General features: G+C 70.6%; 34 protein-coding genes and 3 pseudogenes. 22 read left to right on the top strand and 15 right to left on the bottom strand.

All coding sequences use genetic code 11. The features are described from left to right. Window positions 1-111 precede the first annotated feature (111 nt). Complete coding sequence (locus ACZ6MA_RS29445) at window positions 112-351, top strand: hypothetical protein (RefSeq protein ID WP_469437428.1); 240 nt, start codon at window positions 112-114, stop codon at window positions 349-351. Beyond that, the gene (locus tag ACZ6MA_RS29440) at window positions 348-851 is read left to right on the top strand and encodes a hypothetical protein (RefSeq protein ID WP_469437427.1); all 504 of its coding nucleotides are present in this window, start codon (window positions 348-350) and stop codon (window positions 849-851) included. Before ACZ6MA_RS29445 ends, ACZ6MA_RS29440 begins: the two co-directional genes overlap by 4 nt. A 103-nt stretch (window positions 852-954) precedes the next feature. Here the strand turns inward: ACZ6MA_RS29440 and ACZ6MA_RS29435 are convergent. The 3 genes and pseudogenes from ACZ6MA_RS29435 to ACZ6MA_RS29425 all read right to left on the bottom strand — a co-directional run. Further along, a pseudogene (locus ACZ6MA_RS29435) lies at window positions 955-1080 on the bottom strand (IS21-like element helper ATPase IstB); the annotation flags it as partial. A gap of 141 nt (window positions 1081-1221) precedes the next feature. Continuing rightward, window positions 1222-1350, bottom strand: coding sequence for a hypothetical protein (locus ACZ6MA_RS29430; protein WP_469437425.1), 129 nt, complete (start codon window positions 1348-1350; stop codon window positions 1222-1224). A 671-nt stretch (window positions 1351-2021) separates the two neighbouring features. Next, window positions 2022-2387, bottom strand: a complete 366-nt coding sequence (locus ACZ6MA_RS29425) for a hypothetical protein (RefSeq protein ID WP_469437423.1) — start codon at window positions 2385-2387, stop codon at window positions 2022-2024. A 206-nt stretch (window positions 2388-2593) separates the two neighbouring features. Here ACZ6MA_RS29425 and ACZ6MA_RS29420 point away from each other — a divergent pair, with 206 nt between their 5' ends. The 3 genes from ACZ6MA_RS29420 to ACZ6MA_RS29410 are packed head-to-tail and all read left to right on the top strand — an operon-like array spanning window position 2594 to window position 4493. After that, window positions 2594-2980 carry a barstar family protein gene (locus tag ACZ6MA_RS29420; RefSeq protein WP_469437421.1) on the top strand — a complete coding sequence of 129 codons (387 nt, stop codon included), beginning with the start codon at window positions 2594-2596 and terminating at the stop codon, window positions 2978-2980. Between the two features lie 33 nt (window positions 2981-3013). Then, complete coding sequence (locus ACZ6MA_RS29415; RefSeq protein WP_469437420.1) at window positions 3014-3868, top strand: hypothetical protein; 855 nt, start codon at window positions 3014-3016, stop codon at window positions 3866-3868. A 52-nt stretch (window positions 3869-3920) separates the two neighbouring features. Continuing rightward, window positions 3921-4493 (top strand): S1 RNA-binding domain-containing protein, encoded by a 573-nt coding sequence (locus ACZ6MA_RS29410; protein WP_469437418.1) that lies wholly within the window; start codon window positions 3921-3923, stop codon window positions 4491-4493. A 153-nt stretch (window positions 4494-4646) separates the two neighbouring features. Here the strand turns inward: ACZ6MA_RS29410 and ACZ6MA_RS29405 are convergent. The 7 genes and pseudogenes from ACZ6MA_RS29405 to ACZ6MA_RS29375 form a co-directional block, all read right to left on the bottom strand. Continuing rightward, window positions 4647-4781 (bottom strand): annotated as a pseudogene (locus ACZ6MA_RS29405) (VOC family protein); the annotation flags it as partial. 51 nt (window positions 4782-4832) lie between these two features. Further along, on the bottom strand, window positions 4833-5258 hold the full coding sequence (locus ACZ6MA_RS29400; protein WP_469437416.1) for a hypothetical protein: 426 nt from the start codon (window positions 5256-5258) through the stop codon (window positions 4833-4835). A 30-nt stretch (window positions 5259-5288) separates the two neighbouring features. Beyond that, a complete protein-coding gene (locus ACZ6MA_RS29395) occupies window positions 5289-6026 on the bottom strand; it encodes a hypothetical protein (RefSeq protein ID WP_469437414.1) in 738 nt (245 codons plus the stop codon). After that, a complete protein-coding gene (locus ACZ6MA_RS29390) occupies window positions 6023-6868 on the bottom strand; it encodes a ParB N-terminal domain-containing protein (protein ID WP_469437413.1) in 846 nt (281 codons plus the stop codon). Before ACZ6MA_RS29390 ends, ACZ6MA_RS29395 begins: the two co-directional genes overlap by 4 nt. Window positions 6869-6920: 52 nt before the next feature. Beyond that, entirely contained in the window at window positions 6921-8144 is a 1224-nt protein-coding gene (locus tag ACZ6MA_RS29385; RefSeq protein WP_469437411.1) for a DUF3440 domain-containing protein, read from the bottom strand. Continuing rightward, window positions 8111-9556, bottom strand: a complete 1446-nt coding sequence (locus ACZ6MA_RS29380; protein WP_469437409.1) for a hypothetical protein — start codon at window positions 9554-9556, stop codon at window positions 8111-8113. The genes ACZ6MA_RS29385 and ACZ6MA_RS29380 overlap by 34 nt, the downstream gene beginning before the upstream one ends. Beyond that, a complete protein-coding gene (locus ACZ6MA_RS29375; protein WP_469437408.1) occupies window positions 9553-9978 on the bottom strand; it encodes a hypothetical protein in 426 nt (141 codons plus the stop codon). The genes ACZ6MA_RS29380 and ACZ6MA_RS29375 overlap by 4 nt, the downstream gene beginning before the upstream one ends. Before the next feature lie 282 nt (window positions 9979-10260). Between ACZ6MA_RS29375 and casA the strand changes: the two genes are divergently transcribed. The 11 genes from casA to ACZ6MA_RS29320 all read left to right on the top strand — a co-directional run bounded on the left by casA (window position 10261) and on the right by ACZ6MA_RS29320 (window position 18608). After that, window positions 10261-11730: a type I-E CRISPR-associated protein Cse1/CasA gene (casA, locus tag ACZ6MA_RS29370; RefSeq protein WP_469437406.1), complete on the top strand. Its 1470-nt coding sequence runs from the start codon at window positions 10261-10263 to the stop codon at window positions 11728-11730. Continuing rightward, window positions 11727-12317, top strand: coding sequence for a type I-E CRISPR-associated protein Cse2/CasB (locus tag ACZ6MA_RS29365; RefSeq protein ID WP_469437405.1), 591 nt, complete (start codon window positions 11727-11729; stop codon window positions 12315-12317). Before casA ends, ACZ6MA_RS29365 begins: the two co-directional genes overlap by 4 nt. Before the next feature lie 33 nt (window positions 12318-12350). After that, complete coding sequence (gene cas7e / locus ACZ6MA_RS29360; protein WP_469437403.1) at window positions 12351-13508, top strand: type I-E CRISPR-associated protein Cas7/Cse4/CasC; 1158 nt, start codon at window positions 12351-12353, stop codon at window positions 13506-13508. Beyond that, window positions 13505-14209 carry a type I-E CRISPR-associated protein Cas5/CasD gene (cas5e, locus tag ACZ6MA_RS29355; RefSeq protein ID WP_469437401.1) on the top strand — a complete coding sequence of 235 codons (705 nt, stop codon included), beginning with the start codon at window positions 13505-13507 and terminating at the stop codon, window positions 14207-14209. The genes cas7e and cas5e overlap by 4 nt, the downstream gene beginning before the upstream one ends. A 1-nt stretch (window position 14210) precedes the next feature. Continuing rightward, the gene (gene cas6e / locus ACZ6MA_RS29350; protein WP_469437399.1) at window positions 14211-14909 is read left to right on the top strand and encodes a type I-E CRISPR-associated protein Cas6/Cse3/CasE; all 699 of its coding nucleotides are present in this window, start codon (window positions 14211-14213) and stop codon (window positions 14907-14909) included. A gap of 582 nt (window positions 14910-15491) precedes the next feature. Then, on the top strand, window positions 15492-16574 hold the full coding sequence (locus ACZ6MA_RS29345; RefSeq protein ID WP_469437397.1) for a DUF6283 family protein: 1083 nt from the start codon (window positions 15492-15494) through the stop codon (window positions 16572-16574). Window positions 16575-16662: 88 nt separating this feature from the next. Further along, complete coding sequence (locus ACZ6MA_RS29340) at window positions 16663-16788, top strand: DUF6233 domain-containing protein (protein ID WP_469437395.1); 126 nt, start codon at window positions 16663-16665, stop codon at window positions 16786-16788. A 53-nt stretch (window positions 16789-16841) separates the two neighbouring features. Then, the gene (locus ACZ6MA_RS29335; protein WP_469437393.1) at window positions 16842-17171 is read left to right on the top strand and encodes a hypothetical protein; all 330 of its coding nucleotides are present in this window, start codon (window positions 16842-16844) and stop codon (window positions 17169-17171) included. A gap of 35 nt (window positions 17172-17206) precedes the next feature. Continuing rightward, a complete protein-coding gene (locus ACZ6MA_RS29330) occupies window positions 17207-17383 on the top strand; it encodes an e9imm peptide (RefSeq protein ID WP_469437605.1) in 177 nt (58 codons plus the stop codon). A 225-nt stretch (window positions 17384-17608) separates the two neighbouring features. Next, window positions 17609-17827: a hypothetical protein gene (locus ACZ6MA_RS29325; protein ID WP_469437392.1), complete on the top strand. Its 219-nt coding sequence runs from the start codon at window positions 17609-17611 to the stop codon at window positions 17825-17827. Window positions 17828-18182: 355 nt separating this feature from the next. Continuing rightward, window positions 18183-18608: a hypothetical protein gene (locus ACZ6MA_RS29320; RefSeq protein WP_469437391.1), complete on the top strand. Its 426-nt coding sequence runs from the start codon at window positions 18183-18185 to the stop codon at window positions 18606-18608. Between the two features lie 434 nt (window positions 18609-19042). Here ACZ6MA_RS29320 and ACZ6MA_RS29315 read toward each other — a convergent pair whose 3' ends face one another. The 3 genes from ACZ6MA_RS29315 to ACZ6MA_RS29305 all read right to left on the bottom strand — a co-directional run bounded on the left by ACZ6MA_RS29315 (window position 19043) and on the right by ACZ6MA_RS29305 (window position 21241). Further along, entirely contained in the window at window positions 19043-19240 is a 198-nt protein-coding gene (locus ACZ6MA_RS29315; RefSeq protein ID WP_469437389.1) for a hypothetical protein, read from the bottom strand. A gap of 131 nt (window positions 19241-19371) precedes the next feature. Next, window positions 19372-20259, bottom strand: a complete 888-nt coding sequence (locus ACZ6MA_RS29310) for a methyltransferase domain-containing protein (protein WP_469437387.1) — start codon at window positions 20257-20259, stop codon at window positions 19372-19374. A gap of 610 nt (window positions 20260-20869) precedes the next feature. Continuing rightward, a complete protein-coding gene (locus tag ACZ6MA_RS29305; protein ID WP_469437385.1) occupies window positions 20870-21241 on the bottom strand; it encodes a hypothetical protein in 372 nt (123 codons plus the stop codon). A 724-nt stretch (window positions 21242-21965) separates the two neighbouring features. Between ACZ6MA_RS29305 and ACZ6MA_RS29300 the strand changes: the two genes are divergently transcribed. From ACZ6MA_RS29300 to ACZ6MA_RS29280, 5 genes are all read left to right on the top strand, one after another. Further along, on the top strand, window positions 21966-22388 hold the full coding sequence (locus tag ACZ6MA_RS29300) for a DnaB-like helicase C-terminal domain-containing protein (protein ID WP_469437603.1): 423 nt from the start codon (window positions 21966-21968) through the stop codon (window positions 22386-22388). Window positions 22389-22754: 366 nt separating this feature from the next. After that, the gene (locus tag ACZ6MA_RS29295; protein ID WP_469437383.1) at window positions 22755-23369 is read left to right on the top strand and encodes a sigma-70 family RNA polymerase sigma factor; all 615 of its coding nucleotides are present in this window, start codon (window positions 22755-22757) and stop codon (window positions 23367-23369) included. Then, entirely contained in the window at window positions 23366-24043 is a 678-nt protein-coding gene (locus tag ACZ6MA_RS29290) for a hypothetical protein (protein WP_469437381.1), read from the top strand. Before ACZ6MA_RS29295 ends, ACZ6MA_RS29290 begins: the two co-directional genes overlap by 4 nt. Window positions 24044-24261: 218 nt before the next feature. Next, complete coding sequence (locus ACZ6MA_RS29285) at window positions 24262-24468, top strand: hypothetical protein (protein WP_469437380.1); 207 nt, start codon at window positions 24262-24264, stop codon at window positions 24466-24468. Between the two features lie 470 nt (window positions 24469-24938). Beyond that, window positions 24939-25133 (top strand): phage tail tube protein, encoded by a 195-nt coding sequence (locus ACZ6MA_RS29280; RefSeq protein ID WP_469437602.1) that lies wholly within the window; start codon window positions 24939-24941, stop codon window positions 25131-25133. A 95-nt stretch (window positions 25134-25228) separates the two neighbouring features. Here ACZ6MA_RS29280 and ACZ6MA_RS29275 read toward each other — a convergent pair whose 3' ends face one another. Further along, window positions 25229-25393, bottom strand: coding sequence for a hypothetical protein (locus tag ACZ6MA_RS29275; protein ID WP_469437378.1), 165 nt, complete (start codon window positions 25391-25393; stop codon window positions 25229-25231). Window positions 25394-26392: 999 nt separating this feature from the next. On the opposite strand from ACZ6MA_RS29275, the gene ACZ6MA_RS29270 reads away from it, so the two are divergent. Then, window positions 26393-26536, top strand: coding sequence for a hypothetical protein (locus tag ACZ6MA_RS29270; RefSeq protein ID WP_469437376.1), 144 nt, complete (start codon window positions 26393-26395; stop codon window positions 26534-26536). Window positions 26537-26551: 15 nt separating this feature from the next. On the opposite strand, the pseudogene ACZ6MA_RS29265 reads toward ACZ6MA_RS29270, so the two are convergent. Next, window positions 26552-26622: pseudogene (locus ACZ6MA_RS29265) on the bottom strand (DNA-binding response regulator); the annotation flags it as partial.

Raw genomic sequence — 26622 nt, 5'->3', positions numbered from 1 at the left:
CCCGGCGAATGCCCAGGTGAGCGATCTAGTTCGAGGCGCGTTTCGACCTCTTCAGATAAACGACAAGCCGAAGCCGCTACGCAGAAGCTGCCCCTCGGGCGGGCTGCACTTGTGGTTCCGGGCACCGGCCCGAACCCGCTCAGCGGCGACAGCCTCCTCACCGGCTACACCGATCTCCAGCCGGTACCCGACCAGCTCACCGCCTGGATCGGCGCGGCAGGCATCCACGTCGCCGCACGGCGCCACCCCCACCGCCGGCGCCAAGGCGTGCCCCCTTGGTGCCCCGCCCTCGAACAAGTACGGCACTGGGCTGACGGTGCTGGCGCCCAGTGGGGCATCCTGGTGCGATGAATGATGTCGAGGCGATGTGGCAGTCGTGGTTGTCCGGACTGACATCGTCGAAGCGAGCGGCGGCCGAATCGCTTCGGAGGCAGTACGAGGCCCTTGGTGCGGCCGACGCACTGGATTGGGTGCGGTCTGAGATCGATGAGAACCAGCCGCAGCTGGCACGGTTTGTGCTGCTCCGCTCGTTGTGGCGAGGCGCGATCGATGGCTGGGCCGCCCCAGGGGCTCTGGAACAGGTGGCCGCGGCCCGGCGCCTGTTGGACGCGGGGGCAGACCGGGACGACCTGGTGCTGCTGGCTCGGGCCATCGCCTACGAAGCGGTGTCCGCCGCGGTGGACGAACTCGACTGCGGCGGGGACGTGAACCTCTCGGGGGTCGATGTCGGCTGGGCGGTCATGGAGTCTGGCGAGGACGGATGCTCCACCGGCCGTCCCCTCTCAGATCTTCACGAAGACCTCTTGACGATGGACCCGAGTGGGCGCGACGGTGCGGATATGTGGCGTTAGGCCACCGGACAAGGCTGGGTGAGAACACGCGTGCGGATCCTCATCAACGGTGACGGCCCTTCGCCCGGAGGGCGAAAGGCCGTCGAGTGGGTGCCCGGTGCGGTCAACTGGCCTTCGCCGGTTCCTCGGCCCGCGCCCGCGTGGAGGCGAGGCGGTAGGAGTCGGTTCCGGTTTCGATGATGGTGCCGTTGAAGGTGAGGCCATCGATGATGGCTGCGCAGAGGCGGGGGTGGTTGACGTCGTCGGAGGTGACCGGCAGGTCCATGCGCTCGGCCAAGGGCTCTGCGATCCGGGGCGCGCTGAGAGCCTCGGGCACTCTTCCTTCGGCCCCGTGCTCTCCTCCGGCCGCTCCCCACGGCGGCGTCCGTCATCAATGCGCCTCCCAGTCCGTCGTCCTCGTACCGGTGTTCCACAGCATGGCGTGCCCCACTGTCAGTACCCGCCCGACGCGGCGGCCGTGGAGGGCCACCTCGCGCAGCACGGCGGCGGTGAGCAGCACGCCGGTGATAGCCCGCGTGTCGTCGCGGGCTCGTAGACGATGACGAGCATCCGCTCGCGGCCCGCGCGGCCGCGCGGGACCTGCTCCAGCACGCGCTGGACGGCCGCTCGGGCCCGGGCGGTGCCCGAACCGGTCCCCATCTCAAGACGGCCGTCCCTCTCGCTTCCTTAATGCCAGAAAGCGAGGAATACGGGTCTCCTCGCTGGGTGAACAGGTGCGTACGGGGCGGGGCAGTCTGCGGGGCTCCGTGGTCAGTCGCGAACGGCGGCCGGAGCGGGCTTCCTAGCGGCAGTCAGGGTTCGATACCCTCGCTCACCCCATCCGGTAAAGAGGCTGAGCTGCTGCCGACGCGCATTGGGTGCCGCAATGGCCAGGGACTATCACATGGGGCGGAGCGAAGAGGCGATCCCCGGGGAGACCGCGTTCGTCATCCCCTGGGACGAGGGCCGCACACTGCTGCACGACTCCCGGTTGCTGCACGACGCCTTGGGGGCGCTACAGCCATGGATGAGGGAGTCAGGCGGTCCCGTGTTCCTCATACCTCAGTGCGTTTGGCTAGGCGCTCAGCTTCATCATCGCCGGGACCATCGCAGCGGTGCATTGCGGCCTGGCGAGTCGTGGCGGCCAGTCGCTTGGCCAGGCGGTGGGACAGCCGCGCAACCGTCGTGAGGCTACAGGGTTCGCTCGCCTGACGGCAGGAGGCGTTCAGCACGCCGTTCCGCCTCCACCACCGTGTCGAAGAACCCGCCGATACCGCCGTGTTCCGGGTTGATGCGCTGGGCGCGCATCATCCCACGTGTTGCCGTCCGGCGAAAGCGCCCGAGTTCCTTGCGGACGACGTCCCGGAGCACGGGGTCAGCGGCTCGGTCCTCCAGACAGGCAAGGATTCGCCATTTGAGGTCGCCATGCTCCAGCTCATTCGCGATCAGGGCAGCAACGGCGACTCGGGCAATTCGGCGCCGGGCAAACGACCTGCGGATTGCGGCGACTCGGCCAATGAGGCGCCGGACAGCCCGCCTGCCGATGACTTTCATCAACCCCCCTGGTATACGTGGTGATGACAGAGACCGTAGCTCGTCGGATGCTTGGTCACCTGCACTTGAGGAAGCTAAGAGGTACGGGCCGACGGGCCGGAGGGTCGGGTGGCTCGAGGGAATCACCTTCGTCACCCTCTTCTGGCGCCGGCGCCTTCTCACAGAGGCAACGCTGAGGCTCGAAGACCGCGGCTTCCGGGTTGTCCGCCTTGCGGCTGGCCCTTGGTCGACGGAACAGGATCTGCACCACGCCGCCGCCTCCGCGCTCCACTTCCCCCGACTACCATGGCCACAACCTGGACGCACTCAACGACTGCCTCGTCGACGTCGCCTGCTTCGGCCCCTACGACGAAGAGCCCGAAGGCACTGGAATCGTCCTGTCCTTCGCCGACTACGACCGATTCGCAGTCGCCTGCCCCAAGGCTGCCCAGATCGTCCTCGACATCATCGCCGACCAGGCTCGGCGGGCGGCCGTGTTCCAGCGCCGCTTGATCTGCCTGGTCCACAGCAACGATCTGAACATCCGGTTCGAACCAGTCGGGGCCATGCCCGTCATGTGGAACCGTAGCGAATGGACCGATTCCAACCGCCGGTGACATACGGCCTTGATTTCCTTGAAGGAATGCACCATGTCACGCCTCATCTCCCCGCCACCATTCGACGTGGAAGCGCTGATACCCGAGCTCGCCGGTCTCGCACGGGAAACAACCCTGCTGTTCCCGCGTAGCGGCGAACCAGGGGTCCGTGACAGTTCCATCGGTGGCCCCTTGCTGTGGCCGGCTGGTGAACCGTGGCCGCTGTGTGCCGAGCCGGGCCACTGGAAGCCCCTGCGGACTCCCACCGAGGTCGTCGGCCCCGAGCCGGTGGCGCTGGTGCCGGTCGTGCAGCTCTATGCACGGGATGTGCCTGAGCTGCCGTTCCCAGCAGGCACGGACGTCCTGCAGGTCCTGTGGTGCCCCCTGATCCACGATGACCACGGGGAAACCGTCCTGCCGAAGCTGTACTGGCGCAGTGAGCAGACCGCTGCGGCAGGCGGGGCGTTGTCGGAGCAGCCGCAACCGTACGAGTACGAAGAGGAATTCATGCCTCGGCCCTGCACGGTGGCTCCGACGCGGGCGGTGGAGTACCCGAATGCCGACCTTCCAGGAGACCTGGCACACAAGCTGATTCGGCGGTTCGAGGGAATCGAGGCGGAAACCGGCTTTTCGTACTACGAAACGGCCACCACCCTCCAGAGCAAGGCCGGCGGCTACCCGTCATGGGTGCAGGGCCCCCAGTGGCCGGACTGCCGCTGCGGCCGACGCATGGACCACCTGCTGAGTATTACCGCCATGGAACCGGTCGACGGCCGGTGGTTCCCACGTGACGATCAAGAATCTGACGGGGTCGGTCACGGCATGGACATGGGCGATCTTGGCGGCGTGTACCTCTTCGTCTGCCTCACCTGCCCGGAGATGCCGTACACACATCGCTACGACTGCTGAAGACTGCCTCCGGAGGCAGACACCGACGGCCCCGCTGACTAGGGTCCTGGCCATGACCGGACCCCCGTCAGCGTGTGAGGACCCGGCTCTGCGAGCCTTCCTTCTGGCCCTTCGGCGTGGCACTAAACAGCAAGGCCAGGTGCAGAGCGTCCACAACTTCGGTGTGTTCGTGAACCTCGACGGCGAACCGGCCAATCAGTGCACCGGATTCATCAGGGGCCCCGAACTGAGCTGGCGGCGGATCGACCATCCCGCAGACGCGGTCACGGCTGGCCAGAGGGTCGTCGGCGAGATCATCGATGTAGACACCCGGCGTGGACAGGTCCAGCTGTCGCTGAAGGCTCTCCAAGAGGACCCGCTCGTTCCCTTCGCGGACCAGGCGGGCATTGTCACGATCGGGCAGGTCACCAAGCTGATTCCGTTCGGAGCCTTCGTCCGCATCGCCGACGGAGTCGAAGGCCTCGTGCACAACACCGAGTTCTGTGACGAGGCCGTCGAGCGCCCCGGCCAGGTCGTGATCGAGGGCGACGAGATCACCGTACGGATCATCGAGGTCGACCTCGTGCGCCGCCGCCTCACCTTGTCCGCCAGAGATCTGCCGCAGGACGGGAAACGATCTTCCTGAAAACGTGAAGCAATCTCCACGCGCCCTGTACCGCACCAGGTCACGGTCACTCGTGAACACCCGCTTAACCGTACGACTGGATGAGGAGGGGCGCGACCGGGCATTAGGCGCTGCTGTCGAAGAGGGATCTCTCACGAATGCTTCCGGCGCACACTCGTTGCCCTCAACGTCCAGTATCGGGATACACACATCTTTGCCGTCGTACAGCGTTTGCACGTGTACCGCGCCAAGCGGGACCAACCGCGCGCATCCGGCCTCACGTGCGGCGAGGCGCTCTTCCCCCACGAGCCGGAGGCAGGCCTGGCTGGACGTCTCGCTCCGATGCCATGTTGGGCCCGGTCAGGTACGGATGTCGGCGCGTCGGACCAGGATGGCCATGTTGACGGTCGTCTTGACGGTGTGAAAGCCGGCTGCCTCGTGGTGGGGCGCGATGGAGTGGCGAACGACGGCGTGCAGGTCCCGGTCGTGGCCGAAGTGCTCGACGGCAGCCCGGATCAGCTCGTCCGCCGCGTCGTCGTGGCCAGGGAGGGTGTAGAGGCTTTCGAGCATGGTGCGGCGGGATCGGTTGGCGCTCTGGTTGACGGCGCAGAAGCCGCGGAGTTCACCGTCGGAGGCCTTGAGGACGATCCAGGTCTTGGTGTCCTCGTCCCAGGGCACGCCGCCGAGAACCTTGTGGACGTCGTGGCGGGCGAGGTACGGGCCGAGGGTGGGGTAGAAGCCGGGGTCCTGGTTGGTCAGGAGAAGGGGGTCGGGCTGGGTGGGCACAGCTTCCTCCGGTCGTCGGGCGGGGCAGGGTCAGGCGAAGGAGAGCAGGTAGGAGGGCTTTCGGGCGCATCGGGCGCAGACGCGGCCGGGGATGCCGCTGGAGTCGGTGGCTTCGTGTCCGCGGCCGGGGCCCTGGCAGTTGTCGCACGTCCTGCGGGGCTGTGGCACGGGCGTGGAGGCGGGGCGGGAGCAGTCGGGCCAGTGCTCGGCCTCGGCGTCCCGTCCGGACCCGATCAGGTGACCGTCGCCGGGGGCGATGTCCGCGCCGCAGGCGTGGCGGCAGGGCGCGGTGTAGCGGTTGGGCCGCTGGGCTTCGGCGAGGATGACGGGCGGCGCGCCGGGGGCGGGATGCGCGGTGAGCAGGGTGGTGGCCTTGGTGGTGGCCTGCCGGCCGAAGGCGGAGGCGGCGCGGGTGTAGTGCCGGGTCCACAGAGGGGTGAGGGTGCCGTCGGGGGTGAGGAGGGCGAAGGTGAGGTGCGCGTCCTCGGTGGTGTAGCGGCGGCGGGTGTGGGCGTTGACGGCGGTTCCGGTGGCGGTCTTGTCGGCGGTGATCAGCAGGGTGCCGGCGGGCAGGGCGATGTCGTCGCCGGGGTGGAGCCAGTGGCCGGGCAGGGCCTCCACGCCGGTCTGGCCGGGGTGGACGGCGTGGAGGGTGCGCCGCCAGGAGGTGTGCCGCATGCCGTCGGGTACCCGCGGGACGGTGAGGCGTGCCCAGCCGTCCGGGACGCTGGCGCCGGGGACCGGGCGCCAGTCGGCGTCCTTGCTCATGGCTGCTCTCCGAGGCTAGTGCCGCTCTGGTCCGCGTCGGGCGTGGCGAAGGGGTCGTCGGCTTCCCAGGCTTCGGAGAACTCCGCGTCGGCGAAGGCGGCGGCCAGACCGCTGACTTGGGCGAGGCGGGTGACCTCGTCGGGCTGCATGCCGAGGTTCTTCTCGAACCAGGCGAAGTTCTTCCGCTCGCGCATGAGTTGGAGGACCATCTCGGACAGGCCTTCGATGGTGTGCACGCCGCGGGCGGCGTTGTGGCGGATGGTGGCGGCCTGGCGGTCTTCCAGGGCCTCGCGGTCGGTGTTGATGATGGTGATCGGCAGGAAGCCGTGTACGCGCTCGGCCACCATGGGGTCGTGCTTGCCGATGAGGTGGCGGTGGAAGCCGTCGACGACTTCGATCGGCGCGGCCGTCTCACCATCCGGTGCAGCAGGCTCGTCGGCGGTGCCGGCGTCACCGGGGCGCCAGGCCACGATCGGCTGGGTGAAGCCGTCCGCGGTGATGGAGTGCTTGAGGAGGTCCATCTGCCTCGGGGCGACCGCGTTGGGGTTGTAGGAGTTGCCCTCGATGGTGTCGGCCTTCTCCCACAGGACCAGGTCCACGGGCTCGCCGGCGAACGGGCTCTGCTCGTGCAGCAGGACGCGTAGGGCGTTGAGGGTGCTCACGCGCTCGTCGAGGGGGAGGCCGGCGAGCGCGTCGATCAGGGGCCGGGCGGCGTCGATGATCTGTGCGCCGGTGCCGTGCTCGGGCGGGGGCGGCGTACGACGGGCGGGCCTCTTGCCGGGCGCCGGGCTCGCCGCCGCGTGGTCCGGCAGGGGGATCTCGAGCGCGGTCTGCTCGTTCACGGCGTCTTCCTTGCGGGGTGTGGTTGTGGCGTGGGGTGTGGTCTCGGGGCGGTCAGACGGTGCCACGCAATCCCCACTCTTCCTTCCTGATCTGCATCCGTTTCCTGTACTCCGCGTAGGAGTTCTTGTTCTTCGGCGGGGCCATGGCGAACTCTTTGCACCAGTAGTCGTAGGACAGCAGCATCTTGACGATCCGTTTCCAGGAGGGGGTCTTCTTGTCGAAGGGCCCTTCGTCGGGGATGACGCCGTCGGTGTAGCCGTTGTTCTTCTGGTGCCAGCGGATGAAGACGGCGATCTTGATGCGGAAGTGCTCGGCGGTCTCCGGCGGCATGGAGGCCAGCAGGTTCTGGGTGAACTGCTCCCACGTGATGGAGTCCGGCTTGGTGACCTTGATCCGGCCGCTGACGTTGCCGATCTCGCGGGCGGTGCGGGCACCGAACTCGGCGCCCTGGACGCGGGCGGCGACCATGCCCCAGGTGTGGGGCTCGATCAGCTGGTACAGCCACAGGCCGCGTTTCTGGTCGTCGCCGTAGGGCTGGCACAGCCTCATCTGGTGCAGGGTGAGGCCGGCCTGGTGCATGCGGTCGTAGACCGCGTTGTAGGGGACGTGGTGGCGGCCGTTGAAGGCCCAGATGTCCTCGACGCGCCAGTCGTAGATGGGGTAGCCGTTGAAGACCCGGGCGCTGATCATCGTGGTCCACGGCAGGTCGTCGTGGCGCTGTTTGCGGCGGCTGGCGATGGTCCGGTAGCGGTTGAGGGACTCCTGGGTGCGGATCCCGACGAGGCAGGCGGTCATTTTCCCGCCGTGCTGCCTCGAGTACCAGTCCCCGAATTTCGGCACGAAGTCCTCGAACTCCATGCCGTACTCGTAGAAGTCGAAGTAGTCCATCTCGCCGATGGCCTCGGCGGGACGGGGGCGGACCCAGGCGTCCTCCTTGCCCGGCTCCCAGCACGTCCACTGCGGCTCGAAGCTGCTGACGGCGTTGCGGAGGTTGATCGGGAGGGCGACCCAGTAGACGTCCAGGACATCCTCGTGCCGCTTCAGCATGAGGCGGATGTAGTCCTCCGTGAGCTGGTACTGCGCCTCCAGGTCGACGATCAGGACACCGAGGCGGCGGCCGCGCCGGCGGGCCTCGTTCGCGGCCAGCTCCAGGAGGACCCCGGAGTCCTTGCCGCCGGAGAACGACACGTACACGCACGGGAAGTCGGTGAAGAGGCGGGCGATGCGCTGACGGGCGGCGGTCAGGACATCCATTCCAAGGCCGCGGCGAGCCATGCCTGTACCTCCTCTTCGGTGATCTCGACGATGTCGCCGTCGGCGGTGACCCGGACGAACGCGCGGTGCTCGGCGGTGACGCGGGCCCGCCGGCCCAGGCGGGCGCGCACCGCGCGCCAGTCCTTCGCCGGGGGCCCCAGGGGGCTGGAGACCTCGTAGACGCGGCGGGGCCGCAGGGTCCAGGCGTCCAGGACGCCGCGGTGCCCGTGGGCGTCGGCCTGGTCGTAGTCGGTCTGCGGGCGCAGGAACTCGCGGGTCAGACCGTGGCGGGGGTCGTGGCCGGTGATCTCGGCGACCCAGCCGCGGTCCCCGCAGATGCGTTCGACGACCTGGCGGGCGAGGAAGGTCCCGCCGTCGGGCCGGGTGGCGAGCGCCTGGTCGAGCTCGGCGGCCAGCAGCGGGGCGGCCTCCCTCCAGGTCGCGGCCCGCACCAGCGCGAGGGTGGAGCCGGTCCGGGTGGTGCGGGTGTCCAGGACGTGGGCGAGGAGGGTCATGTGGCCGGTGTCGGCGAGGATGCGCCCGCCGGGCAGGCCCTCGGGCAGCATGGGCTCGCCCTCGGCGGGGGTGTGGCGGATCCTGCGCACCTGGCCCGGGGCCCAGTCGGTGCTCTCGCGGGCGGGGACGCGGACTCTCCAGCGGGGCAGGCCGTCGGCCGGGAGCGCGCAGTGGCCCGGGGTGTGGCGGGGGCCGCGGTCCCAGTAGCCGGTGCCGGCGCGGATGGTGGTGCGGCACTGGACGCACCAGGTGGCGCCACGCAGCGGCGGCCCGGGCAGCGGCTGGTCGGGGCAGGCGCGGTGGACGGGCCGGTAGCGGCCGGGCACGTCCGGGGCCGGGGCGAGGAGGCCTTCGCCGGCGGTGACCCAGCCCGAGCAGTCCGCGCAGCGGCCCGGGTCCGGGTTGACGCCGGACGGGGGGACGGGGCACGGGCGGCAGGTGGTGACGCGACCGGACGGGGTGCGGTGCGCGAGGCCCTGGCCGGCGGACAGGGCCTGGCCGCAGGACCGGCAGACGGCGGGAGCCGGATTCGGCTCGGCGAGGACGCGCACCGTGTGGCCGGCGGCATCGCGGGTGAGGAGGGTGCGCAGGGCGGTGATCTCCCGGGGGCCGAGCGGGCTGCGCCGCTGCCACCGCCCGGCTTCCTCCAGTCCGCCCGGGGTGACACGCAGGGCGGTGATCGTCCAGCGCCGGGGAGCGTCATGGACATCGACGGCCAGGACGAGCGCGCCGCCGGGGAGCGCGGCCCGGGCGCCGGGGGTGAGCCACAGGCCGTCGAGGTCCCGGACGGCGCGGGCCCGCGCGGAGATGGCGGTGACCACCAGCCGCCAGCCGGACACCGCGCCGGGGGGCGTGCCGGGGATGTCGGCCGGGACGGACGGCGCGGCGGCGCGCTCGGCGGCGCGGGTGCCGTTCACGCCTGCTCCGGGGAGGGGCGGTCCGCGGCCGGGTCGGCGGTGCGGCGGGCGGGCCCGCGCTGCCCGGGGCGCCGGCGACGGGGCCACCAGGCGTGGACCTCCACATAGTGCCAGCGCTTGTTGTCGGTGCCGGGGGCCGGGCGGGGCGCGCTGGGATCTCGGTGCAGGGCCCGGTAGAGGGTGTCGTCGCGTACGCGCAGGTGGAGGGCGAGGTCGGTCAGGGGCAGCGGGTCGCTGGTGACCTCGTCGGGGTGCTGGGCGGCGCCTTCGCGCGGCGCCTTGAGCGCGCGGGCCCGGGCGACGGTGGCGAGATGCTCCTCGATCAGCTCCCGGCTGTAGCCGATCTCCCGTTCGACCCATTCCAGGCCCTTGTCGGCGACAAGGCGGTCGATGAGCTCGGAGAGGGTCTCGCGGGTGGTCATGGGCCCTGACTCGTGGGGGTGGCGGCGGACCGGTCGATGGTATCGCCGCCCCCCGCACAGCAGCGTTCCCGTCGTCACGCACAGCGGCCCGGGCGCTGGCCGGTAGCGGAAGCGGCGCATCAGGAACGGGCCTCCGGCGGTCGGGGACAGGGCTTTCACGAGACCAGAAGTAGCACAAATAAAATGGCAAGTCAGCTAACTTGCCATTTTTTCAGTGGGCTGTCAGTGTGCGTGACGACGGATCCTCACCGCGCCCTTTCGGGCGCCGACGAAGGAGGGGCTGTGGCGGAATTCGACCTGCTCACACAGCCGTGGCTGCCGGTCGTGACCGACGAAGGACCCACGCGGGCATCCCTGTTCGAGGCGCTGGAACGGGCGCAAGAGGTGCAGCTGGCCGCCCCGGGCCCGGAGCACGCCGCGCTCCTGCGCCTGCTGCTCGCCCTGTATGCCGCCGCGGACCGGCCCGCCGACCAGGAGCAGTGGGACGCCGCCTGGCGCGCGCCCACCCTGGACACTGACCGGATCGGCGCCTACCTCGACGCCCACGCCGACCGCTTCGACCTGCTCAGCGACCACCATCCGTTCTGGCAGTCCGCCCACGTCACCGAGGCGGCCCAGGACGTGCGGGGTTTGGACGTGGCGGCCTGGAGCTCGGGCGCCCCGCAGTTCGCTTCGCACCTGCTGGCGGAGCCCGGACCGCTGGAGGCGGCCGACGCGGCGGTGGGCCTGGTGATGCTCCAGGCCTGGCACCCGGGCGGCATCCGCACCGGGCACCCGGCGGACCCGGCCACCCGGGCCGGGAAGGTGTACGGCTCCAAGCCCGGCCCGCTCAGCACGATGACCCACCTGCGGATCACCGGCGCCTGCCTGAAGGACGAGCTGCTCCTGAACTGCCCGCCCGGCTCCCGGGCGGCGGGCGACTGCCCGGTGTGGGAGCGAGAGTCCCCCGCCGCGGCCATGCGGAAGCGGGAGCCGGCCGGGCCGCTGGACTGGTGGACCTGGCCCACCCGCCGGGTGCGCCTGTTCGCCGACGATGCTGGCAGGGTGGGCGGGATCGCGCTCCACGACGGCGACCGGCCCGACAGCCCCGACCAGTGCGCGGCCCGCTTCGACCCGGGAGCCGCTCTCACCGGACGCGGGACGCGGCTCGCGGTCTGCGACGGGGCCGGGCACCTGCTGCCGTGGGCGCCGGCCACCCTCCTCGACGACTCCCGCGCGGACGCCGGGGGCTGCGCGGTCCTCGACCACGTCACCGCGGCTGCCGAGCGCGGCACCCTGCCGCCTCAGATGCGCGTGGAGGCGGCCGTGCTGCGGGCCGAGCACACCACCGGCCACCGCGCCGCCCTGTCCGGGATCATCCACCTCCAGGCCCCCCTCGGCCCGGCCGGCGTGCTGGCCGGCCCCGGCCGGCGCGCCCGGCTGGTGGAGGCCGCCCGGCTGCCCTGGCAGGTGCAGAGGGAGATCACGCACACCGCCGCCGACACCCTGGGCCTGCTGGCGAAGACGGTCCAGTCCCGCGCGGACCTGTCCCTGGCCCCCCACCTCACCGCTGGCTGGACGGAGTTCACCGACGACCCCGACGCCGAGGCGGACCGGTGGTGGGAATGCCTGGCGCGCGCCGCCCGGCAGGTCGCCAGGGCGAAGGGCAGCGGCAGCCGGGCCTTGTCCGCCGCCCGGATCTACGTCGCCGCGCTCGGCACCCTGGAAAGCAACGCCCCCGCCACCACCACCGCAGAGGACCTGCCCGTATGACCACGCCCGTCCCGCAGAACTCGATCCGGACCGCCGCGACGGTCCGCGACGTCACCGACCAGCTGCTGACCGGCTTGCAGGCCCGCCTGGCCCGGGGCATCGACCGGGAGGAGAAGGCCCGGCTCAGCCGCAACGACCCGCCTGGCGATCCCGGCCTGTGGCTCTCGCTGCGGCTGGAGGACCTCCACGGCCGTACCGGCCCGGGCCTGAGCGAGGAGGACTACATCGCGGCCGCGACCGCGGTGACCGCCGCCGCCCAGCTGTGGGCCCGCACCGACATCCCCCATGTCCGCTCGACCGCCCAGCGCGTCACGGTCCTCGGGCACGTCGTTGCCCGCATCGTGCAAGACCGTCCGGCCGCCGAGGACGACCTCGCCCGCGTCCTGCGCTGCCACACCCTCGACGAGCTCCTGCCCCGCCTGCGTCCGCTCCTGCGCGACGCCGCCCGGCTCGACTTCTCCCTGCTCGCCGCCGACCTCTACACCTGGCAGCAGCCCGACGGCCCCCACCGCACCACCCAGCAGTGGGCGACCGCCTACGCCCGGGCCAAGAACCGCGCCCACCGCGCCCCCACCACCCGATCCTGAACCGCCCCACCGAAGCGAAAGGCACCCTCCACCATGAGCGTCCACCTCGTCCTGCACGCCCTGCAGACCCTGCCCCCCAGCAACATCAACCGCGACGACCTCGGAACCCCGAAGACCGCCCTCTACGGCGGCGTACCCAGGGCCCGGGTCTCCTCGCAGTCCTGGAAGCGCGCCATGCGCACCCACTTCACCACCGCCGACCTCGTCCCCGCCCAGGACCTGGCCGTACGGACCCGCCACGGCATCAGCCTGCTCGCCGCCGCCCTGCGCACGCTGCGCCCCGGCCTCGGCGAGAAGGAGGCGGCCGCCGTTGCGGAGAAGGTCCTCATCGCCGCGACCGGCGCCAGCCCGGACACCGCAGCCCGGCGCCCGGACACGGCCGCCCCCGCCACCCGAGAGATCCTCTTCCTGGGCCGCCGGCAGGTCGACCGTCTCGCCCACCTCGCCGCCGAGGGCGCCAGCGACATCACCGCCTACCTGAAGACCAAGGCCAACATCACCGCCCTCAAGCAGGCCGCGATGTCGAAGGACGCGGTCGACATCGCCCTGTTCGGCCGCATGGTCGCCGCCGAACCGGACCTCAGCGTCGACGCGGCCGTCCAGGTCGCCCACGCCCTCGCAGTCCACCGCACCACTGTGGAGACCGACTTCTTCACCGCCGTCGACGACTTCACCTCCGACAGCGGCGCCGGCATGATCGGCCGCGGCGAGTTCGTCGCCCCCACCCTCTACCGGCACGCCGTCCTCACCGGCCCCGACCTCGCCGCCAACCTCACCGACTACGCCGACGCCATGACGCTGCAGCAGGTGACAGCCGCGTTCGTCCACGCCTTCGCCGAAGCCGTACCGTCGGGGAAAATCACCTCCCACGCCCACACCACCCGGCCCACCGTCCTGATCGCCACCGTCACCGGCACGCCCTTCAACCACGCCGGCGCGTTCGAGACCCCGGTCGTGACCACCGAAGGCGGGCACCTGCCCGAGGCCGCCGCCTGCCTGGCCGAGCACATCACCGCCACCGAGACCGCCTACGGCGACCCGGACGCCCGCTCCTGGCTCCTCACCACCCAGCCGCAGGCCACCGAACCCCTGAACGCCACCGCCGAACGCCTGCCCACCCTCACCGCCCTCGCCGACACCGCCGCCACCGAACTCGCCCGCCGCACGAGCACCGTCCGGGAGCCCGCGTGAGCGTCCTCGTCCTCGCCCTCGCCGGCCCCCTGCAGTCCTGGGGCACCACCGCCCAGCACACCCACCGCGACACCCAGCCCCACCCCACCAAGTCCGCCGTGATCGGACTCCTCGGCTGCGCCGCCGGCCTGGACCGCACCGACAAAGCGGGCCTGGCCGAACTCGCCGCCCTCACCTACGCCGTACGCACCGACCAGCCCGGCACCCGGCTACGCGACTTCCACACCACCCACACCCGCGACGGCCGCCCCATGCCGCTGTCCAACCGCTTCTACCTCGCCGACGCCGCCTTCACCGCCGCGCTCGCCGGACCCGACCCCCTCATCGACCGCCTCCAGCAGGCCCTGCGCAACCCCGCCCACCCGCTCTCCCTCGGCCGCCGCTCCTGCCCCCCGGCCCGCCACCCCCTCCACAGCGTCCACCCCGACGCCACTGACCCCGTCGAGGTCCTCAGGAGCCTGCCCTGGCAGGCCGCGCCCTGGTTCCAGCAGGCCCGCCCCCGTCACCGCATGACAATTCATCACGAAACCCGCCCCACCAACCCGGCTGCCCGCCTTCACCAAGATCACCCCGCCGACTTCACCCCCGGCCACCGCCGCCACACCGCCCGCGCCTTCGCCACCCTCACCCTCCCCGCCGCCGGGCCCGCCAGCCCGGACGGCCCGGACTTCTTCGACGCCCTGGACGACTGGACGACCTGAGATGACCCACCTCACCCGCTGCCCCCTCAACCCCGCCCGCGCCCGCCGCCTCACCGCCTCACCGCAGCGCCTCCACGCCGCCGTCGCAGCCGCCTTCCCCCCGCCCTCCGGCGGACAGGCCACCGGGCACCGCGTCCTGTGGCGACTCGAAGAGGAGAAGGACCACCAGGCGACCCTCCTCATCCTCAGCCCCACCCCGCCCGACCTCACCCACCTCGTCGAACAAGCCGGCTGGCCCCGCCTGGCCACCCCCGACACCCCCGGCTGGGACACCCGCCCCTACACCCCCCTCCTCAACCACCTCCACGCCGGTATGCGGCTGCGCTTCCGCCTCACCGCCAACCCCACGCGCGCCGTCTCCCGTCCGGGCCGCCGCGGCATACGCACCGCCCTGACGGCGTCAGCCGATCAGATTCAGTGGCTCCTCGACCGGTCCGCCGCCGCCGGATTCACCATCCCCACCGACGAACACGACCCTGCCGGCGGCCCCCGCGTCACCGTCAGTGCCACCCGCGCGCTCCGTTTCCCCCGTGCCGCCGACACGGGCACCCGCCGTGACGTCCACCTGCGCACCGCCACCTACGACGGACTCCTCGACGTCACCGACCCCGATGCCCTCCGCCGGACCCTCACCGACGGCATCGGACGCGGAAAGGCGTACGGATGCGGGCTCCTCACTCTGGCCCGCGCCATCATCTGATTCTCGCTGCGTTGAGGGATATATGTGGAGAAACGCCTCCGCCGCTGCATGAACGGAGGCGTCCTCGTATGCGAGGCAGACCGCAGGTGTCCCGACGACCTCGCCTCGTTCACCTACGTGTCATCCCGCGCTGGACCAGCCGGCAAGGGCTTCCAGACGGCGGCGCCGCTCGGTAGGGGCTGCTTGCCCTCGCGGACGAGGACCTTCTGCTTCAACAGCCAGCGATAGAAACCGACACCGTCGATCGCTTCTCGGCCTTGCTCGCGCTTGGTTTCGGCGAGGATCCACGGCGGGTCGAGCCCCGTGACGGTGGCCCCGGCGGTTTGTGTTGTGGGAGCGAGAGTGGGCTGGAGAGGAGCGAGTACCGGAGCCGGTTGAGCGACGAAGGAGCGCACCGGCGAGGAACGGATGGGACGACCTTGCGGACCCCCACCCCGCCCCCACATTCAAAGAGCCGGGAAGACGAGGCGGTTACCCGCAATCAGGAGCTGTAGGGGACATGACGAGTGAGCGAGGGGTGTGCGCGGGCAACCTGCGTCCGCAACAACTTTTCTCAGACGGCCTGAGCACAAGGGGGAGAAGATGACCAGAGACATCCCGCCGCAGGAGCGGCCGGGCCCGCACAGCACCGGCTCCGAGCGCGACCAGCAGGTACGCGCCCGCCTAGCCGAGCTCGGCGAGGCCGCCGGCATTCCGCTGGAGGAGATCGTGCAGCAGCTCGCCAAGGCGAGCGCCCTTGGCGTGGATCTCCCGGCCGACCTTGCGGCGCTGGTCCCCGAGGCCCCCGGGCCCTGCCCCGCCCGCGTCGTACGGCAGCGCCCCGGAGACGAGGAGTGGGGCGTCCAGACACGGATCTACCAGGGCGTGGCCGCCCAGCCGCGCCCGTGCAGCGGGGAGAAGGTCTGTCCCTGGCGCCGCGACGCACCCGTCGGCCAGTTCCCGCCCGAGGTATACGTGCACTCCGCGCCCGGCAACCGCACTGGCGGTCCCGGCGGACGGTTCGGCTGCCACTCCAGCACGGCTGCCCGGCCGCTGCTGCGCGCGGGCCGGCTGCTGGCCGGCGCCGACGGCAACGACGAGGTCCTGGAGATGATGGACACCGGCAAGCTGCCCCGCCCCGAACTGCCCGACGGTGTCGAGGTCTACGGCTCGTACGCCGAGATGGCCGTCGCCAACGGCGCCGACCCCGGCCTTTCCGCGCTGTACGCCCGCCCGGTGCACGGCCCGGGCGACCTCGTGTCGCTGCAGCACCTCGTTGACGAGCACTACGCCGAAGACAACGCGCCGGCCGACGGGTGGACCGGCGCGCTGACCACGGAGCTGAAGCGGTCGATGCCGCCGGGCGCCCTGCTGGGGCTGGTGCTCGCCGCCGACGACAGGGTGCTGGAGCTGCGGCTCCTTCGGGTCTCCATCGGTCACCGGGAGCAGGGGCACGCGACACGCGTCCTGGCCCGGCTGTGCGAGGCGGCCGACGCCCGCAGGCTGGTCGTAGCCTGCACGCCGACTGACGAATTCGGTGCCGACCTGGTCCAACTGGAGAAGCTGTACGGGCGCTTCGGCTTCGTCTCCGTCCCACCCGAGCACCGGCTGAGCGACCACACCTGGGAGCGCCCAGCCCAGTGCCATCGCGCGGCCGCCCGTACAACCCCGCACGAGAAGCCCTAGCCCATGACGTGGACCGACCTCGTCCCCGCCACCGGGCACGCGCCGGCCGTGCGCCGCGCCCGCGCCGCGCCGTGATCCTCCACGCCGCGTGTTCCGCCGCCCCGGGCCGGCCGAACTCACCACCGACCAGGCCCTCGCGGCCTTGGCCCAGCCCGGCGCGGAGCCCTGTACCGTCTGCGGCGCAGACCAGCTCACCGCCCCCCAGCAGCCATGACGTCCACCAGGCCCTGGCGCCGCGGGCACCCGGCCATCGGCGAGGATGGCGCCATGATTTGGTTCCGCACGTACGACGCCGAGGATGATGTCTGGGTGCACTACGAGGCCGATGACGGTGGCTGGGCGGTGCGGCAGGTCGACATCCGGGCCGCGGACTCCCGGCCGGTGACGGCGGCCTCCTTGGACGAGCTGGCGCGCCTGTGCGGCGACATGCTGGCCATGGGCCGCTACGAGCGGCAGTACGGGGTGCTGGCCGAGGGGCTGCCGGACGGCTGGCAGGACCAGCCGCACGCCATGGAGATTCCCCGGGCGGAGTTCGAGCGGCTGTGGGCCGAGGCCCGGCGGACCCTCGGCGGTGAGACGGCGTGTCAGGCGAGCTGAGCCGCGGGGAGGCGGTGGCCCTCGTGCAGCGGATCATGGACGCGGACTACGCCTGCGACGAGGAGGCCGACGCGTGGCTGGACCTCCTCGACCGGGCACTGGGCTGCCCCACCGGCTTCGTCGGTGACCTGATTTTCTGGCCGCCGGGGCAGGCACTCTCGGCGGACGAGGTCGTCCAGCAGGCGCTGGCGTACCGGCCAATCGCCCTGTGAGACACCTCGGTCACAGCCTCGGCCACTGCCTCAGGTCTTCTGCGGGCGGAATCCGTCGAGTACCCGCCCAACTCGCCCGGCAGGGGCTTTTGCCCCTCGAGCGGCGGTTGCCGCCGCGGCCCACCGCACCGTCTCAGCGGCAGTAACACTCTTGGGCTGTTCCGGTTCACGATCGATGCGCTGGCCGTCCTCGGCCGGTGTCATCCAACGTGAAGGAGAGCGGAAATGTACGGACGAGCGGATTTTGGTCGCAACTGGATGTACGCGTTCTACGACGGTGAGCGCCTGATCGACACGGTCGAGCTGGACGGCAGGGACACCGCACTGGCGATACGCGAGGCGCTGGAGGAGTCGGGGGAGCGGGTGAGCCGGGTCGAGTATCGCCGGTTCAGCGGCGCCTGGACGGTCGCCTGGGAGGAGGGGGCGCAGGGCCGGGCCGCGTAGCGCAACCCCGCCCGGCGCAGGAGCGCGGGAACGCAGGACGGCCGGCCTCCCCGGACAGCCGCCCGAGCGGCCACGGGAATGTCGCGGCGACGGTCGATGAGCCGTGCAGGCCGCTCGGGCCCGGAACCTCGTGATGCTGTGGTCCTCCGAGCCGGAGACTACGGCCACAAGGGCGAGGTTCATCGGCTGCCCACCGACGGACCTGCTGCGCTGGGAGGCCGGCGGCGGCGGTGAGGGCGCCGACGGCGGAACGTGAGCGCGATTGCCCGATTTGGCCAGTAGGGTGACGGTGTGTCATGGCCGGGCCTGAAGGTCCGAGTCGCATGGATCACATGGAGAGAACAAGGTGCTCAGGTTGAAGAAGTTCAAGGCTACGGTTGTCGCCATCACCGCCATCGCAGGACTGGCCGTGGCCGTCACGCCGGCTCAGGCAGCCGACACCTGCACCGCGGGGGGCGGCGGCAAGTACATATGTGATTACGGCGTAACGAACCACGCGCTTCCGAACGGCCAGAAGGAACAGTTCCTGGTCGGCCTCGACTATGCGGTGTGGACGCGCTGGACCGTCAGCAATCAGTGGACCGGATGGGTGTCCTTGGGCAAGCCCGATCCCTTCGGTTCCGCCCGCGCCTCGAACGCTGTCAAGGTGGAGGATCAGCGGGTGGGGGGTGACTTCCGGACGACCATCTACCTCAACAACAGCAACGGCCCCGTCGTCAGCAGGACGCGCCTCGCCCTCGGGTCGGGCTGGACGCCTTGGGACTGGCCCAACTTCAACTGACCGAGTGTTCCGGCCCCCCCCCGCCCGAGGCGGTGTCACGGACGCCAGCGGGGCCTCGTCGTCCGGGGTGTGCGGGCTCGCGAAGTAGAACGGGACCGAGAGGCGGGCGGCCAGGGCCCGGCCGGCCCTGTCTGCCACGGCCGCCGACGAGTGGAGTGGCCCGGGGCCCTCGTCGCCGAGGTAGCGCTCGGCCGCGCCCCAGTACATGGTGGCCAGCGCCCGGCCGCCCGGGGGTTCGGCGGTGACGGCCAGCAGGTTCACGAACCAGTCGTGCACGGTGTCACCGTCCCAGACGGCCTCGATGGGCACGACGCGGCCGGGGCCGTCCGAGGCCGAGGCGGCCAGTGACTCCGGGGCGAGAGGGCTGTCCGGCGTGCGGGCGACGGCGTCGCCGTGGTGGAGGTACCGGTCGTTGACGACGAGCTGGGCGTCCATCAGCTCCAGGCCGACACCGCGGCCCTCTTCCAGACGGTCCGGACCGCCTGGAAGAGGGCGTCCCGCAGGACGTACGCGTCGACCTGTTCGCGGACGGAGGCGGGCAGCAGCTCCCACTCTTCGGTCGGAGTGATGTCGGTCATCCGGATTCCGGCGCCGGGGATCAACCGGCCGTGGTTGACGCTGAGATTGATCACGGTCTGGTTGTAGCCGCCCGGAGGTCGCGGGTCTTCGACACCGGGCAGGCCTGTTTCCCGCTACCCCTGGGCTCAACGAGCGCGTGACCCGTGCGCGCATGGTGCCGTGGCGGCGCCCTCAACATCAGCCCTCACGGGCGATCACCCCTCAAGAAGATGCGCTGTCCGTGCTGATCGGCGTGTACCTCGTAGTCGCGCCACCGCTGGGCGTCGATGTCGGCGGGCCAGCCGAGGGCGGTGTGGGGGCGGGCAGTGCGCTGACCCCGCAGCCGCATGAACTCCACGGTGGCGACGGGGCGCCCCGCGGCGGCGCCTGGGCCGGTGCCGGTCATGCGGACAGTGATGTCGTGACCGGCGGGGCTGTCCAGGGGCGTCACGAGGACACCACCGGGGCGCAGTTGCCGCAGCCAGGCGGGCGGGATGCGGCGGACCGAGGCGGTGCACACGATGCGGTCGAAGGGGGCGCCTGTGGGATCGCCCTGTTCTCCGTCCGCGGTCAGCACCCGCGCGCGGACGCCCATGGCGTGGAGCCGCTGCCTGGCCTGGTCCGCGATCGTCCGGTCGATCTCGAGACTGGTCACGGTACCCGGGCCGGTGCGTCGGGTCACGAGGGCGGTGCTGTAGCCGGTGCCCGTCCCGATCTCCAGCACCCTGTCCCCGCGGGCGGGGGCGAGGTGGCGCAGCATCTCGATCACGACGGTGATGCAGGAGATGCTGGAGGTGAAGGTCCCGCTTGCCGGGCCGTTTGGAGGGACCGCGCCGTCGTCGATCTGGGTGATGAGCGGGGTTCTCAGCAGGTAGACGGCCTTCAGCCACCGCTTCGGGGTCTTGACGCGGTCGATGAGGGCGTACTGGCCGTTCGCATCCGGGCGGGGCCACCAGATGCGGTCTGGCACGAAACGCTCCCGCGGCACAGAGGCGAAGGCGTCACGGAGCCAGGACAGGCCACCGAAATAGTCGCGCGGACTTGCTTCCAGGTCCCGCACGCACCGCGCCCGCAGGGCCTCAGCATCCACCACGGCACGCCGCCTCCCTCGCCGAGCGGTTAATCGTCATCCTCCTCCGGCAGCGGCTCCTCCTCGGGCATGGGGTTGCCGGGGTCGCCCGGGCTTGAGTAGGGGCCTCCGACCTCGCCGTCACCCGACTGCCGATCCCAACTGGCCACGAGGCCCTCCCCACACGCTCGGATTTCAGCGGCCTCCCACAGTAGGACCAGGGCCGGAGCGAAGGCGACGGGTTCGGGGAGATCGGCTGAATGCGGGGCGGGGGCGGGGCGGCGTCCGCCGGGGGTGGCTCAGAATTCGGATTGCAGGTGGAACGTCCGCTGTCCGCGGTCCGGTACGGCTCGGGCGGTGTGGACAAACGGGGCGAAGGCGCGGGCGCCGTCGGGGAAGGTGACGCCGACGCCGGGGTGCTGAGCGGACCCGCCCTCCAAGTATCCGTAGGTGGTGCTTACCTTCGGAGTCCGTTCGGCGACGGAGCGGGCCCGGAAGGGACCGCGAGGAGAAGGAGGCCGAAAAGAAACCCAGCTGACGTGTGAAGACGTCGGAACTTCCACTGAGACGGCCGAGGACCAGGCCCAGGCCCAGGCCCCACCATGACGCCCGGACGGGCAACCGCCCCGAGTCATCAGTGCCTGTCCTCGTCGGGGCCGGCCATCAGGACGTCCAGCATCGAGCGGACCGCGCGGGCGAGTTCCTGGCACCACACCAATGCCGTCCACAGGTCCTTCGCGGCGTCCGGGGCGCCATAGTCGATCGCATGGCGGACATACAACAGCCCATAGCCCGCCAGCTGCGGACTTCCACCGCCGGGCGTCCGGCGGCGCTCGTCATTCCAGCTCTTCGCCAGCGGCAGAAGCCGCTCGGCATGCGCGATCAGCTGCTGCCTGAGCTTCGTCACTTTCTCCGCCCCGGGGACGACGCCACCCGGCCGGATGGCGGGAACGAGCGCCACCGTCGACCTCGCGAGCTCCGTTCCGCTGCTGCTCAGGGGCTTCATTCCACGCACGCTAGTGCGCGCCCGTCACCTGCACAGCGGCTCGGCCAGATATTCCGCCGACCAGGGCCGTGGAGCATCAACGAGCCACCCACCGGTTCACAACTAATTGACTGGGGAAGAGTTGGTGTTCCGAACTGCGCTATTCGGCTTGGACTCTGTCTGACGCTAAGTGGTTCGGCTGGCTGCGAGGCGAGAGCGGTGCCAGCAGTCGCGAGCGCTGACCTGCTGGAGTAACGGAACGGCGTGACGATTGAGCTATGCGAGTGCTCCACGTCGCTGGCTTTTCGGTCGGCTTGACCCTCCTCTGGGGCCGCCGAAGACGGCACCGCCCCGAACAGGTCGCCGCAGGCACGTCTGCCACTGTCCCGGTCGCCGGTAGTGACGCTGTCGTGGAGCCGGCCGGGCCCGGTGGGCAGGGCCACGTGGCCGTGCCCCGTGCCTGACACCACCACCGCTGCCGCTGGCGATGCTGTTGCGGTTCCGGGCGCTGCTGGTCCCGATGTCTCCGAGACCGCCGACCCGGCCGGGGACGCGGCGGGTTCCGCCTCCGTCCGGGGCGCCCTTGCCGGGGGAGCGGGGGAGCCCCGGTCCCGTCTCCCGACGCTGCGCCGGTGTCGGGTCCACGCCGTCTGCAGGGCCTCGGGGCCGCGCTGGACGAACTCTTGACACCCCCCACACCCCGAACACCGCTGCGCCGCGCGTGTGAGACCCGGATTCCTTATGCCTGCCCGCGCTCGATCACGCCCTGGGTACCCTCTCTCCCGGCCGTCTCACCCTGATCGCGGCCGCACCCGGCGCGGGCGGTTCCCTGCTCGCCGCGGCCGCGGCCCGGCACACCGCCCTGACCCACTCCGGCCTGACACATAACGACGTCGCGGCCCGGATCGTCGCCGCCCACGCACCGGTGGATTACCGCCGCCTGCGCACCGGCGCCCTGACCGAGGCCGAGCTCGAGGCAGCCTTCGACTCGGGTGTGCCCAGCGGTCGCGAAGGGGAGCCGGCCCGGGGACGGTTTGAGGGTGGGTGCGCTTGGCGCCGAACTCGGCCGCAGGTCGCGCTCCGCGGCATTCCTCTCGCCGCCCCGGCCTTCGCCCCGGTGGGCAGGTGTTTTGACGGAACGTTACGCCACCCGCTCACCCGAATGTGATGTGCGTCACTCAGCTGTTCGGGCTTCGGGAGCCTGTAGGCGGGCGGGGGCATATGTATGCAGGTGGGGCGGGTGGTGTAGACCTGTCAGGTCTGTGCCGATTCAACGATCACCCGGGGGCCCTGCGAGCCGCCGGAATTTCCCCCAGAGGCGGTTGAGCGACAGGCCGCAGAAATCACTTAAGTGGGAGCCGGGGAAGTAACCCGCTTTCCCCACGCGCCAGTTGGACTGGCCGCCTTGAGTGAATGGATGACGAGAACGGATGACCACGTTCGACACGGACCGCACGAAGCGGCCCGGGTGCGCGGCGGCGCTGCCGGCAGCCCCCAGCGACACTCCGGCCGGGCTGTGCAGCGGAGCACCCGTATGACAGGTGACGACGATTTCTACGACGCCCTGTCTGACGCCTTCGCCGGCCCCAGCCGTCCGGTGGACGCCCTGGCGCAGCTCCCGCTGGACTTCCAGGCCTTCTACATCGGGCACATCAAGCTCTACCTCGACTACGCCGAAGCCCAGCTCGGCGACGCGCGCAGCGCCATAGAGCTCGTGCACCAGGTGTTCTCCGAGATCCAGGACGCCTGGCAGGCCCTCTTGGGGGAGGGGAATTTCGAGAAGGCCGCCTGGGCGATCCTGCGGCAGGCGATCGGGTTGCAGCTCAAGGCCGAGGACCGCCGCCCGTCCTTCATCGCGGACGGGGCCGTCGCCCGGGCCCTGCGGGCCAGCCAGGACCAGTTCAAGATCATGGAAAGCAGCCGCGGCCTGTTCACCGCGATAGCGGACCTGCCCCCCAAACAGTTCGACGTCATCGTCCTGCGCCACGTCCTGGGCTACCCCACCACCCGGATCGCCTGGTTCATGGGCCTGAGCGAAAGCGTCGTGGACTACCACGGCCGCAACGCCAAAGAACGCCTGCGCGTGCAACTGGGCCTCCCCAACACACCCCCACGCTCACCTTCTGGCAAAGAGAGGACCGAGAAGTGACCCCCGCCGCCAGCATCGACGACCTCATGACCGACGTCGCCGTGCCGACGACCGCATCCCACGCCTTCGACCCGGCCGCCGGACTGCGCCGCCTGGCAGCCGAATCCGCCCGCCCCCGCCGCGCCCCCGAGCTCGCCCAGGCCCGCCTGTCCCGCCAGCGTCTCGGCGTGGTCTGCCGCTGGGTCCTCAACGAACCCAACGCCGCCGCCCACGTCGACCGGCTGGCACGCGGCCAGTCCTCACCCAGCCCCCGACGAGCAGAGGACTTCCTCGACATCGAGGGCGCCCTGGTCTTCGCCTGCCTGCTGCACCTGACCGGGCACTGTGACAGTGCGCAGTTCTGGTGGCAGCTCGCCGCCGGCGCCGGCCTGCGCGCTGCGGACTACTGCCTGCACCTGCACCACGCCGGGCGGGGAGAACTGCGCGAGGCCCAGCACTGGTTCAACGAGGCGAACCGAAAGCCGACAGAGGCCGGTGCGCCACCGGTCGACGGCCTGTTCAACCTGTTGTCGGTCTTCACCCAGTACGTCCGCCGGCACGGCACCAACGCCGGGACCCCCACCAAGTCCCTGGAAGCGGAGGTCGACCGCCTCGCCTCCAGCGGCTGCGGCATCGTCAGCCGGCCCGACCGCCGCCTGGCAGCCGAGCTGTATGAGTTCACCGGCCGCCGCTGACCCCGGCCGGTGAACCACCCTTTTGGCACCAGGAGAGAACACATGTTCGTGTCGGGCAAGGCGCAAGCCCTCACCCGCCGGTAGCGCCCCTTAGGGTGCGAGCAACCGCCCTCCGGAGCAACCAACGGAGGGAGACCCGCAGAAGCCGTCCAAAGCATGCCGCGAGTCCCCCTCCCACGCGCCGCCGGGCACGGTCCAACAGAACGGAGACAGTGCGTATGGCGCCCACCGAACGTACCCCAGAACCCGCGGAACCCCCCAGGCACCTGACATGGCTCACCGCCGCGACCGGACTGCTGTCCGTGATCGCGGTCGTGCTGCTCGCCCTGACCGGCCACACCTCCGCCGCGTCCGCCATCGGCCTGGCGGGCGGCGCCGCAAGCGCCGTCCGCGGCATCCGGGTAACGGTCAACATCCGCCGGTAGACCTCCGCAGGCACCGGGGTACCGCAGCCCCGGAGCCCGCAGACACCTCACGTCGCTATGCCGTCAAGCGGCACCGGTGCGGCGCTCAAGGGTTGGGCTTGGGGAAGGTGCCATTTGAGCTCTCTCTCGCCTACAAAGACCTCCTGCATGCCCAAGGCTGCCCCTTCGCCGAGGTCGGCGAGCCTGCTCCGGTCGTGCGGAGCGAGCGGCTGGGTCTGCTTGCTGCAGCAGGCGTGCGGGGCTACAGAGTCCCGGCTCCTGTAGCGGCGGGTCCCCCGGTTCGGACTGGGCAGGCCCCGCAAGAAACCCGACAGCGTCTCGACTGACAGCCAGACCGCCCGCCTGCGCAAAGGATCGCAAGGCGGACGGCCCCCGGGGTTTGACGAGGAGCGGTACAAGAAGCGCAACACCGTCGAGCGGGCCATCGACAGGCTGGAGAACTCCCGTGCCGCCGCGCCCCGTTACGACAACTGGAGTTCACCGACGGCGCGGACGTCCGCTACCGGTTCGTCGTGCCGCGCGGTCTGGTCACGGTCAGCGATGACATGGACCTCAACCGCAAGGGCGCGGTCAAGCTGGGTGTCACCTTCACGGCGATGGCCTCGAAGGCCGGCGCCCCGCTGGCGACCTGGCTGATGAAGGACAAGGCGTTCGCGGCCAAGTAAGGCCTCGTTGAGCCTCTCCTTTCGCGCCACCTGAACAGGGCTGCCGCCCCACACCTTCCCCGGTGCGGGGCGGCAGCCCCTCTCTCCACTTCTCTTCACCCAAGGAGCAGCAACATGTCCGGATTCGACGTCAACGCGGCCCGCGCCCAGCGCATGGAGGCCCACGGCAAGGAGGCCGGGCTCGGCCTGGGGGAAGACTGAGCCTCGACGCGTTCGTAGAAGAACACGCCGAGGCTCTCGAAGCCGATCTGCTGCGGCATTACGGCGTGGACTTGCTGGACTGGCACCGGGGGTCGCTGTCGACGCGACGGCTCTCGGTGCTGGTCAAGCACATGCCACGGGATAGCGCCGTGAATCGTGACTTGCACGGGGAAGCCGTGGAGTGGGATGCCTTGCGGCGGTGGATCATCTGGCGGTGGCCAACTGGATGACAGGAACCATAACGGCGGCGAGGACTCCGAAGCGTTGGACTTTCCGGATCCTGTGCCGAGGCCCGCCCTTCCGGAAGCGCCTCAATCCGCAAGTGAAGACTCATTCGATCGAGACGCCGCCCCGAACGGGTCGCTTCCATCGGCCGACCAGCTCACACGCTTATGTACCTGATCTCGAGGAATCCAAGAGAATCCCAGATTGCGCGGATCAGGACAGCCCCCACCTGATGAGGACATAGAGGATTAGCGCAACCCCGATCCCCGCTACGACGGCTTCACTCTGCCATCGCGCGATCTGGGGATGACGGGAAGCGACGAATATCTCATGGGCATGCTTCGGGTCATACGAGATCTTCAAAGACGCGTCGACCGCGCAACTCACCCCCTTGGTGCGCAGCGCAACCAATTCCTTCTCACCGCCGACCGGAATTCGTTCAAGGGTATGCCTGACTATACCCTTGGGCTCCTCGTGCACTGCGATGCACCGAGCGGTAGTAGTCACCCGCCTCCGGTAGGCGCAAAGGTCAGCCACCGCCAAACCCACCGCGAACAGGATCCAGACGGCGCCACCTATGAATATCCACCACCGCCCCAGCGACAGAACCCCAGAGAGGGCAAGAATTGCCACCTCACAACCCCCAAACGAGTGACTAATTCAACCGAATTACCGCCACAATAGGTCGCAAGATCAACCCCTGTCAAGGCGACCTGTCCGCACGCTGGGGCCCGGGCGGACGGAAGGAGCACACTCCTAGATATGACCGATACGGATCAGCTGAAAAAGAGCAAGCCGCCCTGACGCAGCGCCTCGCAACTATTGAAAGCGCTTTGACCAAAAAGGTTGCCAAGGAGGAAAAGGAGAAGCTGCCCCTCGGAATCCTATGGAGCAACAAGGGCTGGAAAGCAATCCCCGCGCGTTTCTCCTGGGCGACCCTCGACCCGCGCCTGCACGCCCGCTTCCGCATGGCGTAGACAGGCCAGGCGGTGTCAGATCAGGCCCTGGCGGAGCGCGTAGGCCACGGCGTGGGAGCGGTTGCGCAGGTTCAGCCGGGTCATCA

Source organism: Streptomyces sp. NPDC042259 (assembly GCF_055582085.1).
Note: the sequence above shows the minus strand (reverse complement) of the source record. Positions and strands in the feature narration are given on the sequence as shown.

Bases quoted from the DNA above. Each gene is read 5' to 3' on its own strand.
- ACZ6MA_RS29285 (WP_469437380.1), top strand. From the start codon at position 24,262: ATGGCGCCCACCGAACGTACCCCAGAACCCGCGGAACCCCCCAGGCAC.
- ACZ6MA_RS29365 (WP_469437405.1), top strand. From the start codon at position 11,727: ATGACCACGCCCGTCCCGCAGAACTCGATCCGGACCGCCGCGACGGTC.
- cas7e (WP_469437403.1), top strand. From the start codon at position 12,351: ATGAGCGTCCACCTCGTCCTGCACGCCCTGCAGACCCTGCCCCCCAGC.
- ACZ6MA_RS29375 (WP_469437408.1), bottom strand. From the start codon at position 9,978: ATGACCACCCGCGAGACCCTCTCCGAGCTCATCGACCGCCTTGTCGCC.
- ACZ6MA_RS29275 (WP_469437378.1), bottom strand. From the start codon at position 25,393: ATGCCGCAGCAGATCGGCTTCGAGAGCCTCGGCGTGTTCTTCTACGAA.
- ACZ6MA_RS29325 (WP_469437392.1), top strand. From the start codon at position 17,609: ATGTACGGACGAGCGGATTTTGGTCGCAACTGGATGTACGCGTTCTAC.
- cas6e (WP_469437399.1), top strand. From the start codon at position 14,211: ATGACCCACCTCACCCGCTGCCCCCTCAACCCCGCCCGCGCCCGCCGC.
- ACZ6MA_RS29335 (WP_469437393.1), top strand. From the start codon at position 16,842: ATGATTTGGTTCCGCACGTACGACGCCGAGGATGATGTCTGGGTGCAC.
- ACZ6MA_RS29385 (WP_469437411.1), bottom strand. From the start codon at position 8,144: ATGGCTCGCCGCGGCCTTGGAATGGATGTCCTGACCGCCGCCCGTCAG.
- ACZ6MA_RS29395 (WP_469437414.1), bottom strand. From the start codon at position 6,026: ATGAGCAAGGACGCCGACTGGCGCCCGGTCCCCGGCGCCAGCGTCCCG.
- ACZ6MA_RS29440 (WP_469437427.1), top strand. From the start codon at position 348: ATGAATGATGTCGAGGCGATGTGGCAGTCGTGGTTGTCCGGACTGACA.
- ACZ6MA_RS29345 (WP_469437397.1), top strand. From the start codon at position 15,492: ATGACCAGAGACATCCCGCCGCAGGAGCGGCCGGGCCCGCACAGCACC.
- ACZ6MA_RS29330 (WP_469437605.1), top strand. From the start codon at position 17,207: ATGGACGCGGACTACGCCTGCGACGAGGAGGCCGACGCGTGGCTGGAC.
- ACZ6MA_RS29415 (WP_469437420.1), top strand. From the start codon at position 3,014: ATGTCACGCCTCATCTCCCCGCCACCATTCGACGTGGAAGCGCTGATA.
- ACZ6MA_RS29305 (WP_469437385.1), bottom strand. From the start codon at position 21,241: ATGAAGCCCCTGAGCAGCAGCGGAACGGAGCTCGCGAGGTCGACGGTG.
- ACZ6MA_RS29410 (WP_469437418.1), top strand. From the start codon at position 3,921: ATGACCGGACCCCCGTCAGCGTGTGAGGACCCGGCTCTGCGAGCCTTC.
- ACZ6MA_RS29295 (WP_469437383.1), top strand. From the start codon at position 22,755: ATGACAGGTGACGACGATTTCTACGACGCCCTGTCTGACGCCTTCGCC.